This window comes from Micromonospora sp. CPCC 206060 (assembly GCF_036906895.1).
Lineage (GTDB): Bacteria > Actinomycetota > Actinomycetes > Mycobacteriales > Micromonosporaceae > Micromonospora.
Window position 1 is genome coordinate 18,791 of the sequence record NZ_JBAKHU010000006.1, and the last position, 16,502, is coordinate 35,292.

Sequence of the window (16,502 nt, forward strand, 5' to 3'; positions counted from 1 at the left end):
CACAGTGCACCGGGCGCAGGATGTCACCAGGAGGTGTACAGCATGTCAATCATCACCCGACCCACACTGCGCTGGCTGGTACCGGTTACCGCCGTCGCAGCGGTCATCGGTGGCGGCGCAGCCATCGGTACGTTCGCCGCCGAGGCCGAACCGAGCCTGCCGCCGCGTACCGCCGCCCAGCTCCTGGTGGACCTGCAGACATCCCGGCTGGAAGGGCTCTCCGGCACCGTGGTCCAGCGCGCCGACCTGGGGCTGCCCGCCCTGGCCGGGCTCGCCTCCGCCGCCGCCGGTGACCTGACCGCGCTGGTGGACGGCACGAACACGCTGCGGGTCTGGTACTCCGGGCCGGACCGGCAGCGGGTCGCCCTGATCGGCACGCTCGGCGAGAGTGACCTGATCCGGGACGGCCGGGACGTCTGGGCGTGGAACAGCCGGACCAACGAGGCGGTCCACCACACCGTGGCGGCGGAGAACGGGACGAAGGCCGCGCCGAGCGACCTGCCGGCCACCCCGCAGCAGGCCGCGGACCTGGCGCTGGCCGCGATCGACCCGAGCACCGAGGTGAGCGTGGGCCGGTCGGCGACGGTCGCCGGTCGGGACGCGTACGAGCTGGTGCTCGACCCCCGGGACAACCGCTCGCTGATCGCCCAGATCCGCATCGCGATCGACGCCACCGAGCACATCCCGCTGCGGTTCGAGGTGTTCGCCACCGGTGCCGACCGGGCGGCCTTCGAGGTGGCCTTCACCCAGGTCGACTTCCGGCGACCGGACGCGGCTCAGTTCAAGTTCAACCCGCCGCCCGGCGTGAAGATCGTCGAGGGTTCGGCGAAGGGTGACGCGCCGGAACGGAAGCCGGGGACGGCACCGGACGGGATGGACCGGACGAAGACGGTCGGCACCGGCTGGACCACGGTCGTCGTCGCCGAGGCCGGTCCGCTCGGCGAGGCCGACAAGGCTGCCGGGAACAAGGCCGACGGGGACAAGGCTGCCGGGGACAAGGCCGCCGCCGAGCAGATCGCCGGTCTGCTGAACGGCCTGACGAAGGTCAGCGGCGACTGGGGCAGCGGGCGACTGCTGACCAGCCGGCTGTTCAGCGTGCTGCTCACCGACGACGGCCGGGTGCTGGTCGGTGCGGTCACCCCGGAGCGACTGTACGAGGTCGCCCGCGGCTGACCCCGGGTCGACCGGCCCCAGCACCAACGCGGTACCAGCGCGAACGTTGGTACGAGCACCGAACGTGGTACCAGCGCGAAACGAGGGGTGCGCACCAGTATGGTGCGCACCCCTCGACCATGTCCGGGGTCGCCGTTGGCCGACGAGCCAGAACGCGCTATCTTCAACAGTTCAGGCAAAAAAAATAGCCGCATGAAAATGCGGCTGCCACGTCCAGTTTAACCAATGGGAGATAGCTTGTCAAGCCACTCCGGCGCCCCCGGCGGCCCGCACCACGGGTCGCCCGACGACGAGATCGGCCACGAGCAGGAGTACGTCTCCATGCTCTACGACCGGCTGGACGACCTGCGTGAGCAGGCCGCCGCCCGGCTGGCCGAGCAGTTACGGGCAACCGGCGGCACCCCGCAGGCCCGCTCCCAGCGGGACAGCGCCATCGGCATGTACGCCGAACAGGTGGACCAGCTCTCCGCCGTGGAGAACGGTCTCTGCTTCGGCCGACTGGACCTCGACAATGACGCCCGTCAGTATGTTGGCCGGATCGGCATCTTCGACACCTCTGGCGGGCACGAACCGCTGCTGATGGACTGGCGGGCCCCCGCCGCGCGCCCGTTCTACCTCGCCACCGCCGCGTCACCGCAGGGGGTACGCCGCCGACGGCATCTGCGTACCCGGCATCGGAAGGTGGTCGCCCTCAACGACGAGGTACTCGACCTGGCCACCGCCTCCCCCACCGCGCATGAAGGGCTGACCGGCGAGGCGGCACTGCTGGCGGCGATGAACGCCAGCCGCACCGGCCGGATGGGCGACATCGTGGAGACCATCCAGGCCGAACAGGACCGGGTGATCCGCTCCGACCTCGGTGGCGTACTGGTCGTCCAGGGCGGCCCGGGCACCGGCAAGACCGCGGTCGCCCTGCACCGGGCCGCGTACCTGCTCTACACGCACCGGCGGGAACTCTCCACCCGGGGCGTTCTGCTCGTCGGGCCGAACGCCACGTTCCTGCGCTACATCTCCCAGGTACTGCCCACGCTCGCCGAGACCGGGGTACTGCTGCGTACCCAGGGAGAACTCTTCCCCGGCGTGGTCGCCGACCGGGACGAGCCGGCGGAGACCGCCGCCGTCAAGGGCCGGCTGGAGATGACCGAGGTACTCGCCGCCGCCATCGCCGACCGGCAGGAGGTCCCGGACGACGTGCGGGACGTCGAGGTGGACCAGTACGTCCTCCAGCTCGCCCCGGAGACCGTGGCCACCGCGCGGGAGCGGGCCCGGCGGACCGGCAAACCCCACAACCTGGCCCGGGCGGTCTTCGACATCGAGATCGTGCACGCCCTCGCCGCCCAGGTGGCCGAACGGATCGGTGCCGACCCGCTCGGCGGGGAGAACCTGCTGGACGAGGCCGACCTCGCGGAGATCCGCCGGGAACTGGCCGCCGAGCCGGAGGTCCGGGCCACCCTGGACGAGCTCTGGCCGGTCCTCACCCCGCAGCAACTGCTCGCCGACCTCTACGCCGACACCGACCGGATCGCCGCCGCCGCACCGCGGCTGACCGACGCCGAACGGGCCCTGCTGCACCGGCAGCCGGGCGGCTGGACCCCGGCGGACGTACCGCTGCTCGACGAGGCGGCGGAGCAGCTCGGCGAGGACGGCCGGGAGATCGCCGCCCGCGCCGAACGGGCCCGCCGGGCGCAGGTCGCCCAGCGGGAGTACGCCGAGGGCGTGCTGGAGATCGCCCAGGGCTCCCGCTCGATCGACCTGGAGGACGAGCCGGAGGGCGAGATCCTCAGCGTCACCGACCTGCTCGACGCCGACCGGCTGGGTGAGCGGCAGGAGACCGGGGAACGGCTCACCACCGCGGAACGGGCCGCGGCGGACCGGAACTGGGCGTTCGGCCACATCATCGTCGACGAGGCGCAGGAACTCTCCCCGATGGCGTGGCGGGTACTGATGCGCCGCTGTCCCAGCCGGTCGATGACCATCGTCGGGGACGTCGCACAGACCGGTGCCCTGGCCGGCACGGCCTCCTGGCACGAGGTGCTGGAGCCGTACGTGACGCAGCGCTGGCGGCTGGAGGAGCTGACCGTCAGCTACCGGACGCCGGCCGAGATCATGGCGGTCGCCGCCGAGGTGCTGGCCGGCATCGACCCGGCGCTGCGCCCACCCCGCGCGGTACGCGAGACCGGGGTGCCGCCGTGGGACCGACGGGTCGAGCCGGCGGCGCTCGCCGGGGAACTGGTCGCGGCCACCGTCGCCGAGGCGGACACGGTGGGTGACGGCCGGCTCGGGGTGATCGTCCCGGCCGGCCGGGTCACCGAGCTGGGTGCCGCGATCAGCGCCGAACTGCCCGAGGCGGCGGTCGGTGAGCACCCCGAACTGGAGAGCCGGCTGGTGGTGCTCACCGTGCCGCAGGCCAAGGGGCTGGAGTTCGACTCGGTGATCGTCGTGGACCCGGACCGGATCGTCGCCGAGTCGCCGCGCGGCCACAGCGACCTCTACGTGGCGCTGACCCGGGCCACCCAACGCCTCGGCGTGCTCCGCCCCGCGTGAAAGGAAGGGCCCCCGCTTAACGCTTCCGGTAGAGGAAGGGCCCCTGCTTAACACCCGGATCCGTTACACCCGGCGGGGCCGGTCAGCGGTCGGTGAAGTTACCGACCTGGCTGGCCTCGCTGGACTGATCGCTGGTCGACCCCCGGGCCGGGGTACTCATTCCTCCGGTGGTGGCGTCACCGGTGGTGGTCGGCGCCACCTCCGGGTGTTTCTCCGGTGAACGGGCGATCCGCCGGGCGCTGGCCGGTCCGGCCGTGCCACCGGTGGTGGTGACCGCCCCCTGGCCCCGGGTCGGGCCCCCGTCGCGCAGCACCTCGGGGTCGATGTCCACCTCCGCCGGGTCATCGGCGTCGGTCTCCTGGAGTACGCGCCGCTCGTCGGTCTGCGGCACGGTCACCTCATCGAGTGCGCCGGGCCCGTAGTGGCCACCGGCGATCCGCTGCTCGGCCCGCCGCGCGGCTTCCCTGGTCACGTCGTCCTCGCGCACGTGCAACCACCTCACAAAGTGTCGGTACCCCGGAGGCTGCCCGCGATCACCGGGACTAAACGCCACCCGGCACCCCCCGGGGAACGCTGCACCGGACAGCCGGTGCCCGCATCCGCCGGGCCACGGGATCGGGCGGCCAGCGACGGTTTCCCGGCCAGGGCAACGGGTAGCCAGGCCGTGGTCCCGCCGGCACATGCCGCACCGCGACCGGAACGCGGGAGCGGGGCAGGGGCCAGCAGTACGACTCATCGAATCCTGAAGGAGGACAGATGAGCACGCAGGCCGCATCCGCACGACCGATGAACCGGACCATCCAGGAGACCCCGACCCGGCCGATGCCGGCGGTGCAGCACGACGGGCACCGGGAGGCCCAGATGCGGGCTCCGGGTACCGAGACCAAGAACGCGTTGAGGACCACCGAGTTCTGGATCTACATCGCCGCGGTGGTCGGTATCCTGGCCGCGTCACAGCTCGTCGGGAAGAACTCGGTCGGGGTGGACATCTTCCGCGCCCCGCAGGCCTGGTTCTTCATCACCCTGCTGACCCTTGGTTACCTGGGCAGCCGGGGGCTGGCCAAGGCCGGGAGCGCGTTCCGCAGCGGTGAGGAGCGTTCCCGCCGCCGCTGACCGGCGCTGACCGGCGATCGACGGCAGTGACGTCCGGTGGCCTGTGGGGAATTTCCCGCAGGCCACCGCCGTCGACTGCGCCCTGCCGGCCTATTCTTCGACGTCGCCGAAGTCGCCCTCGAACGCGTCCTCGATCATCTCGCCGGCAACGAGGCCACCGGCCACCCCGAGCGCGGCACCGGCGGCCATCCCGCCCATGCCGTGCCCCCGACCGTGGCCGCCGTGGTGACCGGCGAAACCGCGACCGCCGTGGCTGCCGTACCGGGAGACGGTCTCGCGCAGCCAACTGTCGACCACCTGGGTCCAGTCGAGCCGGTCGGCGTCGGCGTGCGCCACGGTGTACCGGCCGAAGGTGTCCTGCCCCGGGGTGAACGGTCCGCCGCGCTTGTCGCACTCCAGGATGACGTCGACGCCACGCTGGTTGGTGACGAAGGTCAGCTCCACCTGGTTGATGGTCTGCGCGTACTGCGGCGCAGCAAAGTACTCGATCTCCTGGTAGAACGGCAGCGTCTGCTGCACCCCGTAGATGTGCCCGCGTTCCAGGTCCGCGCTGTGGAACCGGAAGCCGAGCTGCGAGAACGCCTCCAGGATGCGCTCGTGTACCGGCAGCGGGTGCACCGCCACCTGGTCCAGGTCGCTCTTGTCGACCGCCCGCGCCACCGCCACCTCAGTCCGCAACCCCATCATCATGCCGTGCAGGCGCTGGCCGTACACGTCGGTGATCGGGGTCTCCCAGGGCACGGGGAGCTGGAACGGGATGGCCAGTTCCTGGGCGGGAGCGAGCTGGAGCGGACCGCTCACCGGCATCCGGTGGAACTCCATGATGCCGGCGTACTCGGTGTCCCCGCCCTCGATCTCGACCCGGGTCACCAGGCTGACGCTGATCTGCTCGATGCTCGCCGCCGCATCGCCGCCACGCAGGTTGACCTGCCCGTCCAGGCTCAGCCCGGGTCGTGTGTTGGGATTGGCCAGGACGGTGTCCACACTGGGTCCGCCGACCCCCAACGCGCTCAACATCTTCTTGAAGACCATGCCGCAGAACCCCCGGGGGAATCGCACCGGCTCTCCGGGGCGGAGCCGGACGCTACTCTGCGCACCCTAACCGTTCAGGCTGGGAACTGTCTGGAAGCACGCTGGCGTCAGGGGAACGTCCAGGTGAAGACGACCTCGTTCGGGCTGGCCTCGCCGCCGGCCGACCGGTAGGTGGCCAACGCAGGGACGTTGTCGCCGTCAGCCACCACCCACATGCCGTACAGGCCGCGCTCCCGGGCCAGGTCGGCGAGCGCGGCGACCAACGCCCCGCCGATCCCCCGACGCTGGTACCCGTCGGCGACGCCCAGCTCGTAGAGGAACAGCTCGGTGCCCTTGTCCGGGTGGGTCATCTCCACCCCGGTCACCATGCCGACCGGTGTCCCGTCGACGTACGCGACGAGCAGGTGGTGGCCGGGCGAATCGAGGAAGCGGGTGGCCCAGTCGGGGCGTACCGGGTCGTCGAAGAGCGCCCCGGCGGCGAGCACGCCGTCGACCGTCGTGACCTGTCTGATCTCCACCGGCACGCCCCTCTCAGCTGATCCGGCAGTCAGCCACGGCGATCGCGTCGTCGGCCAGCGCGTCGGCGCGTACCCGGGCCCGGGCCCCGATCAGGGTACGGGCAGCCCGGATGTCGGCCGGGCTTCCCATGGCCACCGCGCCGACGAGCTGGTCGGCGCGGGTGAGGAACGCGGTGAACCGCCGGTCGGCGAGGCTGCCCCGCAGCACGCACCGGTCGGCGGCCTCCGGCCAGCCGGTCACCTGGAGGTTGTGGTTGTACTGGTCGGACCAGCACCAGGGCACCTCGGCGAAGTCGACCGCCTCCCCGACGACCGCCCGGCCCACTGCGGTGCCGTGGGTCTGCGCGCCCTGCCAGTGCTCGATCCGGCAGCGCCCGCCGAGCACCGGTTCGGGGCGGTTCGCCACGTCACCGGCGGCGTAGACGGCGGGGTCGGAGGTGCGGCGCGCCCCGTCGACCCGGATGCCGTCGTGGACCAGCAGCCCGGCGGCGAAGGCCAGCTCGGCGTTGGGCTGCATGCCGACGGCGACCACCACCACGGGCGCCGACCAGGAGCGGCCGTCTGCGGCGGTGACCACGACCCGGTCACCCTGGTCGACGAGATCCACGATGCTGACCCCGGTGCAGAGTTCGGTGCCGTGTGCGGCGTGCAGGTCGGCGTACATCCGGCCGATGTCCGGCGGGAGCAGCCTCGGCAGCGGCCGGGCGGCGGTCTCCAGCAGGGTGACCGCGCACCCCAACGACCGGGCACTCGCGGCGATCTCCGAGCCGACCAGACCGGCGCCGACCACGACCAGCCGGTCCGCGCGGGTCAGCGCCGCGTGCAGGGCGGGTACGTCGGCGGCAGTGCGCAGGGTGTGTACCCGGTCGGACTCCGGGCCGATCCGGCGGGCCCGGCCGCCGGTGGCCAGCACCAGTCGGTCGTACGCCAGGATCCGTCCATCGGTGAGGGTGACCTGCCGGGCAGCCGGATCGACGGCGGTGGCCGGGCATCCGGTCACCAGCTCGACCCGCTGGTCGGCGTACCAGGTGGCGGGTCTGCGAGGGTCTTCTCCCCGCGGAGCAGTTCCTTGCTCAGCGGTGGCCGCCGGTAGGGCAGTCCGTCCTCGGCACCGACCAGCACGATCTGCCCGGCGAACCCGGCGGCCCGCATCCCGGCCACGGCGCTGACCCCGGCGATGCCGGCGCCGACCACCACGACCCGCTCCGGTCCGGCCATGGCTCAGGCCGGGGTCACTTCGACCATGCTGAAATCGGCCTTGGCCGCTCCGCAGTCCGGGCAGTACCAGTCGTCGGGGATGTCCTCCCAGCGGGTGCCGGGGGCGATGTCCTCGTCCGGCCAGCCCTTGGCCTCGTCGTACTCGAAGCCGCACTGCTCACAACGCCACACCTTCATGGTGTCCTCCGGTCAGGTCGTCATCGCCCGGTCAGCGGTCCGGTGTCCCCGTACCTTCCTTGAGAGCGTCCGCGCCAAGCGGGCAGCATCAGGCGGACCGATTCTGTCTGACTACCCACGCGGCGGCCACCCTCGCCGGACCCCGTCCCGGTCGGACGGGGCATATTTGCAGCTCAGGGCAGCCTTAACGGAGACAGCGGGTCCACAATGAATCTTTCAGCCCGGCAGCCGGCCGGCCCGGCAGCCGATGACGGATCTTGGTGGCAAACGGCCCTTCCCGGGTCCGTTCGCCACCAAGATCCGTTTGTGGTGCGGGCTGACTGCGGTCAGCTCGCGGTGCAGGTCACCGCCGGAACCGCGTTGGTGCCGTTCCAACTGGCGATGAAGCCGAAGGTGGTGCTCGCCCCGGCACCCACGGCAGCGTTGTAGTCGACGTTGCGCGCGGTCACGTTGGCCCCGCTGCTGGTCAGGTTGGCGTTCCAGGACTGGCTCACGCTCTGGCCGTTGGCGAACGTCCAGTTCACCGCCCAGCCGTTGAGCGCCTGCGCGCCAGCGGTCACCTTGACGTCGGCCTGGAAGCCGCCCTGCCAGCTGTTGATGATCGAGTACGTCGCCGTGCAGGGCTTGCCGGGCGGCGTGGTCGGCGGGGTGGTGGGCGGGGTCGTGGGCGGAGTGGTGGGCGGGGTCGTCGGCGGGGTGGTCGGGGTGACGCCGCCGTAGACCGACGCCTCCCGGGCGGTCTGCTTGATCCCGTTGGCGCCGTTGAAGATCCGCTGCCCCCAGCTGGTCAGGCTCGCCGGGTTGAAGCTGGTGACCATGTCCAGGTACTCGACGCCACCACCGTTACCGCTCCACGACCAGCCGAGGTAGCCGATCCCGTTGGCCTGGCTGTACGACAGGATGGCGTCCTCGTCCGGGTCACCGTCGGAGTGGTTGTGGCCGAACTCGCCGACCACGATCGGCAGGTTGTTGCTGCGGAACCGGCCGAGGTAGTCACTGATCTTGCTGGCGGTGTTGTAGACGCCGTACATGTGGATCGAGAAGACCGTGTTGCGGTTCGGGTCCGCGTTGAACACCGAGCCGGCGTTGTCCCGCATCGTGTTCGACCAGTCCTGACCCCAGTTCGGGGCGTCGACCATGATGGTGTGCTGGAAACCGGCGGTACGCAGCCGCTTGATGGCGTTGCCGGTGTCGGTCGCCCAGGAACCGTAGTTCTGGTTGCCGTACGGCTCGTTGCCGATGTTGACGATGACGTACTTCTCCTCGCCGGTCAGCGCACTCTGGATGCTGATCCAGTAGTCGACCGCACGGTCCAGGGTGATCGCCCCGCTCTGCTCGCCGTACCCGGTGGTGTCGTGCACCTCCAGGACGCAGATCAGCTTGTTGGTCTTGCAGAGCGAGATGACGTTCGCGACGTCGCTGGCGCTGTTCTTCGTCCACCGGTCGCCGCTGGCCAGCACCACCCGGACGGTGTTGGCACCGAGCGCCTTGATGCTGGCGAACGAGCTGGTGTGCTGCGGGTACCAGGTGTGGGCGTGGTTGACGCCGCGCATGATGAACTCGTTGCCGTTGGCGTCGTAGAGCTTGCCGTTGGCAACGGTGAAACCAGCGGCGGCGTGCGCCGGGGTGTTGACGGCGAAGACGGCCGCGACCAGCGCGAGCAGCGCAGCGGCGGCCAGGGACAGGCGTTTCTTCATGGTCTTCCTCGTGGAGAGGCCCCGCGAACGCGGGCGCAGAGAGATCTGGCAAAGGAAGGCTGCTGCCCGACAGCCCCGCCCGGCACCCGGTTGCGCGCCCATCAGCTTAAGCCGATGCCCGGAGAGGGCGCAAACGGTTCAGTGCCGCTGCGCCTGCACTGAGCACCCCGCGACGGCCGAGCACACGCAGGACCATCGCGGGGCGGCCAATCCCACTACAGGACGAGCGCCGGAGCTTAGATGAACCGATTAAGCGGAGCCCTTGGGCACCGGAGAAGCACCTGCCAAGGAATCGATGCCGGAGTATCCGGCCCGGCGGGGATTCACCGGCCGGCCTCGGGGTAAACCCCGACGGTCGCCGGGCGAGAGGAGACGTCGAGATGGTCGCCGTGGGTTACACACTGATGTGCGAGCAGGCCGGCCCCAAGGAACTGGTCGACTACGCGGTACGGGCGGAGAACGCCGGTTTCGACCAGCTCGTCATCTCCGACCACTACTACCCCTGGCTGGACTCCCAGGGCCACGCCCCTTATGCCTGGTCGGTGCTCGGCGCGGTCGCTCACGCCACCTCCCGGGCCGAACTGATGTCCTTCGTGACCTGCCCGATCCGCCGCTACCACCCCGCCGTGGTGGCGCAGAAGGCCGCCACCCTCGGAGTGCTCTCCGACGGCCGGTTCACCCTCGGCCTCGGCGCCGGGGAGAACCTCAACGAACACGTCGTCGGTAGCTGGCCGCACGTCCAGCAGCGACACGAGATGTTCGAGGAGGCGATGCAGATCATCCGGCCGCTGCTCGACGGCGCCACCCTCACCTATACCGGCAACCACTTCGACGTGCCGGACGCCTACCTCTGGGACCGACCGGAGACCCCGGTACCGATCGCCCTGGCCGCCTCCGGCCCCTCCTCGGCCAGCCTCGCGGCGGAGTACGGCGACGGGGTGATCGCCACCGAGCCCGACTACCGCATCCTGCGGCTCTTCGACGACGCCGGGGGTGGTGGCAAACCCCGCTACGGCCAGGTGGCGATCTGCTACGGGCCGGACGAGGCCGAGTGCCGGAAGATCGTCCATGACCAGTTCCGCTGGTTCGGCCTCGGCTGGAAGGTCAACGCCGACCTCCCCGGGCCGGAGTCCTTCGCCGCCGCGACCCAGTTCGTCCGGGAGGAGGACGTGGCTCAGGGCATCCCGTGCGGACCGGACACCGACACGCACGTCGAGGCGTTCAAGCAGTTCGTCGACGCGGGATTCACCCACGTCGCCATCGTCCAGGTGGGCGGCGAGAGCCAGCCCATGTTCATCGACTGGGCCCGCGAGGAACTGCTACCCCGGTTACGGCAACTGTGACCACCCACCGTCCCGGCCGGTTCGACGCCCGCCAACTACGGCTGGCGCTGGCCGCGCCCCGCCCGGCCGCCGGGCTGACCAGCGAGTGGGCGGCGCACAACCGGGTCGCCCCCACGCCCGTCGCCGTCGCCGTCGCGGTACGCGAGTTTCTGGCCCAGCCGCTACGGGAAGGGTGACCGTCATGCGTATCGGGAACACGGAGATCCGCCCGCTCGGCGGTGGACTCGGCTGCCTTCTGATGATCCTCTTCTCGATCGTCGCGTCAGTCGTGCTGACCGTCGTGATCAACCTGCTGCTCTGACCGGGGACTCCCCGGACAGGCTGGCAGTGGATCAGCCGCGCAGGCCGAGAGCGGCCAGGATCTCCCGGGTCACCGCACGGACCGGTCCGAGCACGGCGCGGTTCACCCACCGGGCCACCGGCACGACCGTCGCCCGCCAGACCGCCCGTACGCCCCGGGCCACCGGGACCACGGTGTGCCGCCAGGTCCAGGCCAGGACGAGCCCGATCGGACGGAACAGGACCAGATAGATCCCCCGCAACAGCCAGCCGGCGGCCCGCCAGGCGTAGCCGACGGCGTCGGCCAGCACCCGCCACAAGGCGTCCAACCAGCGGGCAAGCACCGGTCCCGCCGGCGCCAGCAGCCTGGCCAGCCAGTCCAGCGGCACCCAGATCAGGTAGCGAACCACCCAGGTCAGCGGGATCCACACCAGATACCGGAGCAGCCAGACCAGCGGCACCCAGATCAGATAGCGGAACAGCCAGGTCAGCGGGAGCCAGACCACCCGGTGCAGGAGCCAGCCGATCGGGCGCAGCAGGTAGCGGTAGAGGAACCGGCCGACCGGGGCGAGCAGGTAACGGTAGACGAAACCACCGACGGCCACGACCGCTTCCCAGATCAACCGCAACGGTACGACCACCAGCAGCGCCACCACCCGGGCCGGCACCGCGATCAGGGGGGAGAGCCTGGGCGGTTGGTCGGCCGGTGGTGGCACCGACACGCGGGTACCTCGATCGCTGGTTGTCACGGGCGACAGCCTAGAGAACCTGGTCAACGTGCGTGCGGTGTCACCCGGCCGCCCCCGTAGGTGGGCACTTCCGTGCAGACCGCGCCCGACGGCAGCGATCCCGTTGAGCCGGCTCAGTAGAGGTCGAGGTCCAGTTCGGCGACGACGGGATAGTGATCGGAGGCCCACTCAGCCGCCCCGCCGCGCAGCACCTGGCACACCCGGGTCCGCGCGGCCAGCGCCGGCGAACCGAACAGGTAGTCCAGCCGCATCCCGGAGAACTCCGCACCGCCACCGTGCCGGGTCGGTGCGGTCTCCGGGTCGCCCTGACCGGCGTGCCGGTACAGGTCGACCAGTCCGGCCCGGTCCAGCAGGGCGACCGCGCGGGTGTCCACGGTGGAGTCACGGCGCAGGTGCCGGCCACGGTAGGCGGCCGGTAGCCGGTCCAGTCTCCCGGCGTGGTCGGTCCACGGATCCAGGGTGTTCAGATCCCCCATCAGCAACACCTGCCGGTCCGGGCCGCCCCGGCAGGCCGCCGCCAGCCACCGGGCCTCGACCAGCCGTCGGGTGCCCGAGTACGGGTGCAGGTGGGCGGCGAGCACCCGCAACGGTCCGGCGCTGGTCGGCACGACGACCTGTTGCGCGGCGTGGTGGAACGGACGGCGGAGCGGTCCCGCCCCGACGACCCGCCCCGGCGGCCGGACCAGCACCGCAACCGGCTGCCCGAACCACTCCCGGGCCAGGTACGGCCGCATACCCACCGCCGCCGCGAAGCGCGCCATCCGATCGTCCCGGCGGAAGCCCCGGAGTTCCTGGACCGCCAGGATGTCCGGCCGGTACCCGTCGACAACCTCGACGACCCCGGCGAGGCGGGCCGGATCGTCGCCGGGCCGGACGGCTCTCCCCCCGGCTGTCCGGTCCTGCCCGCCGTTACGGATGTTCCAGGTCATCACCCGCAGCATGGCCGTACCCGTTCCCTCCCGGCCGGTGCACGTCGACTGCCCCGTGGCCTACCGGCCGTCGCCCGGTGCACTGCCGGTCAGTCCGGGCGGCCCGCCCTGACCAGTTCGTCGTCGAGGGTGTGCACGTCCGCCGACTCGATGGCCGGCTGGTTGCCCTCGTAGACGTCCGCGTTGGGGCGCAGCACCCAGTAGAGCAGGCCGATCCAGAACGCACTGAGCAGGATCGCGCCCATGAAGTCGGTCGGGTGGTGCATGCCCCGGTACATCCGGGAGATGGCCACCCCGAGCGGCATGATCACCGCGAGCGCCACCAGCACCCACCGCCACCAGCGGTCGGTCCGGGGGAAGACCAGCACCGCGATCGCGGCGTAGAGACAGATGGTCGCGGCGATGTGCCCGGACGGGAAGGACGAGGTGGGCATCTGGCCGTCCAGGTTCTCCACCGCCGGGCGGGGCCGGTCGACCGCTGCGGCCGAGGCGAGGAAGAGGCTCAGCTCGCCGAACATGGTCAGCGCCACGAACAGCACCGGCCGCCAGCGGCGCCAGACCGCCAGCACCAGCGGGCAGAAGACCATCGAGACCAGCAGAATGGCGTGGGTGTCGCCGAACTTGCTCCACCACCAGCTCAGGTCGGTGAGCGCGCCGGTGTGCCGGTCGGCGAACCACCGCGGCACGTCGGTGTCCAGGGCTTCGAAGATGGTGCCCTTGGCGTGGTAGCTGACGTAGGTACCGAAGGCGAACAACGCCCCGAAGACCAGCACCCAGCCGACCACCAGTTCGGCGGTCGCCGAACGCGGATGGGGCAGCACCTGCTCCCCGGCCGGGGCGGGGACGATGTCGTGCCCGGCCTCCGGCTCCAGGCCCTCGGTCAACGGCGGTACCGTCCGGCCCCGTTCCCGCCGCCAGAGGCAGAAGGCGTACGCGGTGACGCCGAGCCAGGCCGCGCCGAGCAACCAGGCACCGAGCACGTCGGAGACGAAGTGCACGCCGAGCGCGATCCGGGTGAGCCCGATCGCGACCACGACCGTGGCGACCAGCGCGATGGCCGGTCGACGCCACCGGGGCGCCATCGCCGGCAGGAACACCAGCAGCAGGGCACCGTAGGCGACCATCGAACCGAGCGCGTGCCCGCTGGGGAAGCTCTCCCCCGCGTAGCTGCCGATCGGCACCTCCACCTCCGGGCGCAGCCGCCCGACCAGGGTCTTCAGCGCCGGGTCGAGGATGAGCGCGCCGAGGCCGGTGACGATCACGTAGACCGCCAGCCGGGCCCGCCGCCGGATGAGCAGACCCACCACCGCGACGGTGACCAGCCAGATGATGACCGGACGCCCGCCCAGGTCGGTGATCGCGTTGAGCACGGTCACCAGTGGACCGTGCGGTGCCACCAGGTCGTTGAGCCAGGCGGCCACCCCGTGGTCGACGTCGTAGAGCGGGGACCACCTCGTCCGGACCAGCACCAGCAGGACGCCGAAGCCGACCCCGGCGCCGAGGATGACGGCGAGCCCGGCGAGGCTCCGCTCGGCGAAATGGCCCAGTGGTCGCCGCACCACCTCTTTGACCGTGGTCACCACGGCACCTCCCTCTCGCTCCTGGCGAGCGGCTTTACCCGATCCGTGCGGCTCGTACACCGGGGTGGCCCGGGGCGCTCAGAGGGCGGTCATCTCTCCGGTGTCGTGCAGTTCCGTACGCTCCGCCTCGGGCTCCCACAGGTCCGGTTGGGCCGGCTCCTCGACCCCGATCCGCAGCGCCTCCAACTGAGCGGCGAAGGCCAGCCCACCGAAGAGCGCCATCCCGGTGAGGTTGGCCCACAGCAGCAGCGCCATCATCCCGGTCAACGCGCCGTAGGTCTGCCCGAATCCGTCGCTGACCTGCACGTACGCGGCCAGCAGCAGGCTGGCCAACCACCACAGCGCGGTGGCGATGCCGGCGCCGAAGAGCAGCCAGGACAGGCCGGGCTGGTTGCGACGGGGCGCGTGCCGGAACAGCACCGCGACGGCGAGCACGGTCAACGCCAGGCTCAGCGGCCACCGGACGACGTCCCACAGACCGTTGGCGACCTCGCCCCAGGCGTAGTGCCGTTGCACACTGTCGCCCATCGGGCCGCCGCCGACCAGGATCAGGAACCCGATCAGCGCCGGTACGCCCGCCGTCACCGCGAGGATGGCCGCCCGGAGGTACTTCCACAGCGCCGGACGGTCCCGCTCGACGCCGTAGATCCGGTTGGCGCCCCGCTCGATCTGCGCCATCGTCGAGGTCAGCGCGACCAGACCGGTCAGCAGGCCGAGGCTGAGCGCGAGTTCCCCGGCCCGTTCGGTGCGCTCCTCCTCGACCAGCAGGTCGTGCACCACCTCCTCGCTGGCACCGGGGGTGAGCGCCAGGACGGTGTCGGCGACCACCCGGCCGCCCTCCTCCACCCCGAGGTCGCTGATCAGGCCGGTGAGGGCGATCAGGAAGGGCACCACCGCGAGGCAGAGTTGCAGGGCCAGCGCCCGGGAGTGGCTGAACCCGTCGCCGTAGCGGAACCGGACGAAGGCGTCCCGGGCCAGGTGCCACCCGCCGTGCCGGCGTAGCGTGTGCCAGGCGTCGTCGGCGGAGAGTTCCTCGTGGGCCATCAACCGGGTCTCCGGCACCATCCGGGTGCTACTCACGGCGTGCCTCCTCGACCCGCCGCTCGCCCCGCTCGGCCACCGCCTCGGCGTCGTCGGCGAGGTCCGGGGCCTGCTCGGGCCGGGGTACGCAGAGCCAGAACGCCTCAGGGCGAACCTCGACCCGCAGGGTACGGTCCGGTTCGATCAGGTCCCCGTCCAGTTCCCGGGGCTGGGGACGGTTGCTGGTGATCTCGACCCGCTTTCCCCGGAACACCTCCATCCGGGGGATCCGGCCCTGCCGGCGGAGCAGCGCCCAGCCGAGAGCGGCCCAGTGCCGCAGGGTACGCGGGGTGAGCACGGCCACGTCCAGGTAGCCGTCGTCCGGCTCGGCCCCGGTGAGCAGGCGTACCCCGCCCTGGAGCCGGCCCACGTTGGCGACCAGGACCGACCGGGCCCGCCGCCGCAGCGGCGGTTGGTCGTCGATCCGGATCTGCACCCGCATCGGTCGGTCCCGCAGGTGCCGGGCGGCACCGACGAGGTACGCCGGCCAGCCGATCCGGGCCTTGGTGGTCTCCGAGGTCGAGTCGAGCATCTGGGCGTCGAAGCCCATTCCGGCCATCACGGTGAAGTACCGGTCGTCGACGGCGCCGACGTCGAGCCGACGCCGGCCGCGTTCGAGGGCGACCTCCAGGCCGGCGGCGAGGTCGTTGGAGAGCCCGAGGTTGGCCGCGAGCAGGTTGCCGGTGCCGTTGGGGAGGACGGCGAGGGCGACCTCGGTGCCGACCACACCGCTGACGCAGGACATCACCGTGCCGTCACCGCCGCAGGCGAAGACGATCTCGGCGCCGGCCTCGATGGCGGCCCGGGTCTGCCCGAGGCCGGGGTCGTCGATCGTGGTCTCGTACCAGAGCGGTTCCGGCCAGCCGGCGTCGACCAGGGTGCCCCGGACCGTCCTGCGCAGCTTGTCGACGTCGGCGACCTTGACCGGGTTGACGACCACGGCCGACACCGGTCCCCGGCAACCGTCGACCGGGCCCGGACCACCGCCGGGGGCCTGCTGCACACCGCTCACGGCCGCAAGTGTGCAGCACATCGGTTCCGGGGGCGACCCGGCGGAGGGTGACTTTCCG

The 16,502-nt window shown here is 71.4% G+C and carries 17 protein-coding genes; 5 read left to right on the top strand and 12 right to left on the bottom strand.

The window, feature by feature from the left end:
• Nucleotides 1-42 precede the first annotated feature (42 nt).
• Both V6U90_RS07495 and V6U90_RS07500 read left to right on the top strand, forming a co-directional pair.
• Nucleotides 43-1,173, top strand: a complete 1,131-nt coding sequence (locus V6U90_RS07495; RefSeq protein WP_334432560.1) for a LolA family protein — start codon at nt 43-45, stop codon at nt 1,171-1,173.
• Between the two features lie 225 nt (nt 1,174-1,398).
• On the top strand, nt 1,399-3,717 hold the full coding sequence (locus tag V6U90_RS07500; RefSeq protein ID WP_442933546.1) for a HelD family protein: 2,319 nt from the start codon (nt 1,399-1,401) through the stop codon (nt 3,715-3,717).
• Nucleotides 3,718-3,799: 82 nt separating this feature from the next.
• Here the strand turns inward: V6U90_RS07500 and V6U90_RS07505 are convergent, their stop codons facing one another.
• Nucleotides 3,800-4,204: a hypothetical protein gene (locus V6U90_RS07505; RefSeq protein ID WP_334432562.1), complete on the bottom strand. Its 405-nt coding sequence runs from the start codon at nt 4,202-4,204 to the stop codon at nt 3,800-3,802.
• 269 nt (nt 4,205-4,473) lie between these two features.
• Here V6U90_RS07505 and V6U90_RS07510 point away from each other — a divergent pair, with 269 nt between their 5' ends.
• Entirely contained in the window at nt 4,474-4,830 is a 357-nt protein-coding gene (locus V6U90_RS07510) for a hypothetical protein (RefSeq protein ID WP_334432564.1), read from the top strand.
• A 90-nt stretch (nt 4,831-4,920) separates the two neighbouring features.
• Here V6U90_RS07510 and V6U90_RS07515 read toward each other — a convergent pair whose 3' ends face one another.
• The 6 genes from V6U90_RS07515 to V6U90_RS07540 all read right to left on the bottom strand — a co-directional run bounded on the left by V6U90_RS07515 (nt 4,921) and on the right by V6U90_RS07540 (nt 9,472).
• Nucleotides 4,921-5,862 carry a sporulation protein gene (locus V6U90_RS07515; protein ID WP_334432852.1) on the bottom strand — a complete coding sequence of 314 codons (942 nt, stop codon included), beginning with the start codon at nt 5,860-5,862 and terminating at the stop codon, nt 4,921-4,923.
• Nucleotides 5,863-5,969: 107 nt separating this feature from the next.
• Nucleotides 5,970-6,380, bottom strand: coding sequence for a GNAT family N-acetyltransferase (locus V6U90_RS07520; RefSeq protein ID WP_334432566.1), 411 nt, complete (start codon nt 6,378-6,380; stop codon nt 5,970-5,972).
• A 13-nt stretch (nt 6,381-6,393) separates the two neighbouring features.
• Nucleotides 6,394-7,380: an NAD(P)/FAD-dependent oxidoreductase gene (locus V6U90_RS07525; RefSeq protein WP_334432569.1), complete on the bottom strand. Its 987-nt coding sequence runs from the start codon at nt 7,378-7,380 to the stop codon at nt 6,394-6,396.
• A complete protein-coding gene (locus tag V6U90_RS07530) occupies nt 7,377-7,598 on the bottom strand; it encodes an FAD-dependent oxidoreductase (RefSeq protein WP_334432571.1) in 222 nt (73 codons plus the stop codon). The genes V6U90_RS07525 and V6U90_RS07530 overlap by 4 nt, the downstream gene beginning before the upstream one ends.
• Nucleotides 7,599-7,601: 3 nt before the next feature.
• Nucleotides 7,602-7,775 carry a rubredoxin gene (locus tag V6U90_RS07535; RefSeq protein WP_334432573.1) on the bottom strand — a complete coding sequence of 58 codons (174 nt, stop codon included), beginning with the start codon at nt 7,773-7,775 and terminating at the stop codon, nt 7,602-7,604.
• A 326-nt stretch (nt 7,776-8,101) separates the two neighbouring features.
• Nucleotides 8,102-9,472: a cellulase family glycosylhydrolase gene (locus V6U90_RS07540; protein ID WP_334432575.1), complete on the bottom strand. Its 1,371-nt coding sequence runs from the start codon at nt 9,470-9,472 to the stop codon at nt 8,102-8,104.
• A 380-nt stretch (nt 9,473-9,852) separates the two neighbouring features.
• Here V6U90_RS07540 and V6U90_RS07545 point away from each other — a divergent pair, with 380 nt between their 5' ends.
• Nucleotides 9,853-10,815, top strand: coding sequence for a TIGR03557 family F420-dependent LLM class oxidoreductase (locus V6U90_RS07545; RefSeq protein ID WP_334432577.1), 963 nt, complete (start codon nt 9,853-9,855; stop codon nt 10,813-10,815).
• Nucleotides 10,812-10,991 carry a hypothetical protein gene (locus V6U90_RS07550; RefSeq protein ID WP_334432579.1) on the top strand — a complete coding sequence of 60 codons (180 nt, stop codon included), beginning with the start codon at nt 10,812-10,814 and terminating at the stop codon, nt 10,989-10,991. Before V6U90_RS07545 ends, V6U90_RS07550 begins: the two co-directional genes overlap by 4 nt.
• Nucleotides 10,992-11,147: 156 nt before the next feature.
• Here V6U90_RS07550 and V6U90_RS07555 read toward each other — a convergent pair whose 3' ends face one another.
• The 5 genes from V6U90_RS07555 to V6U90_RS07575 all read right to left on the bottom strand — a co-directional run bounded on the left by V6U90_RS07555 (nt 11,148) and on the right by V6U90_RS07575 (nt 16,435).
• A complete protein-coding gene (locus tag V6U90_RS07555) occupies nt 11,148-11,843 on the bottom strand; it encodes a hypothetical protein (protein WP_334432581.1) in 696 nt (231 codons plus the stop codon).
• A 113-nt stretch (nt 11,844-11,956) separates the two neighbouring features.
• Nucleotides 11,957-12,772 carry an endonuclease/exonuclease/phosphatase family protein gene (locus tag V6U90_RS07560; protein ID WP_334432584.1) on the bottom strand — a complete coding sequence of 272 codons (816 nt, stop codon included), beginning with the start codon at nt 12,770-12,772 and terminating at the stop codon, nt 11,957-11,959.
• An 89-nt stretch (nt 12,773-12,861) separates the two neighbouring features.
• Complete coding sequence (locus V6U90_RS07565; protein WP_334432586.1) at nt 12,862-14,352, bottom strand: phosphatase PAP2 family protein; 1,491 nt, start codon at nt 14,350-14,352, stop codon at nt 12,862-12,864.
• 78 nt (nt 14,353-14,430) lie between these two features.
• Entirely contained in the window at nt 14,431-15,432 is a 1,002-nt protein-coding gene (locus V6U90_RS07570) for a YihY/virulence factor BrkB family protein (RefSeq protein ID WP_334432588.1), read from the bottom strand.
• Complete coding sequence (locus tag V6U90_RS07575) at nt 15,425-16,435, bottom strand: diacylglycerol/lipid kinase family protein (protein ID WP_334432855.1); 1,011 nt, start codon at nt 16,433-16,435, stop codon at nt 15,425-15,427. The genes V6U90_RS07570 and V6U90_RS07575 overlap by 8 nt, the downstream gene beginning before the upstream one ends.
• Between the last annotated feature and the right edge of the window lie 67 nt (nt 16,436-16,502).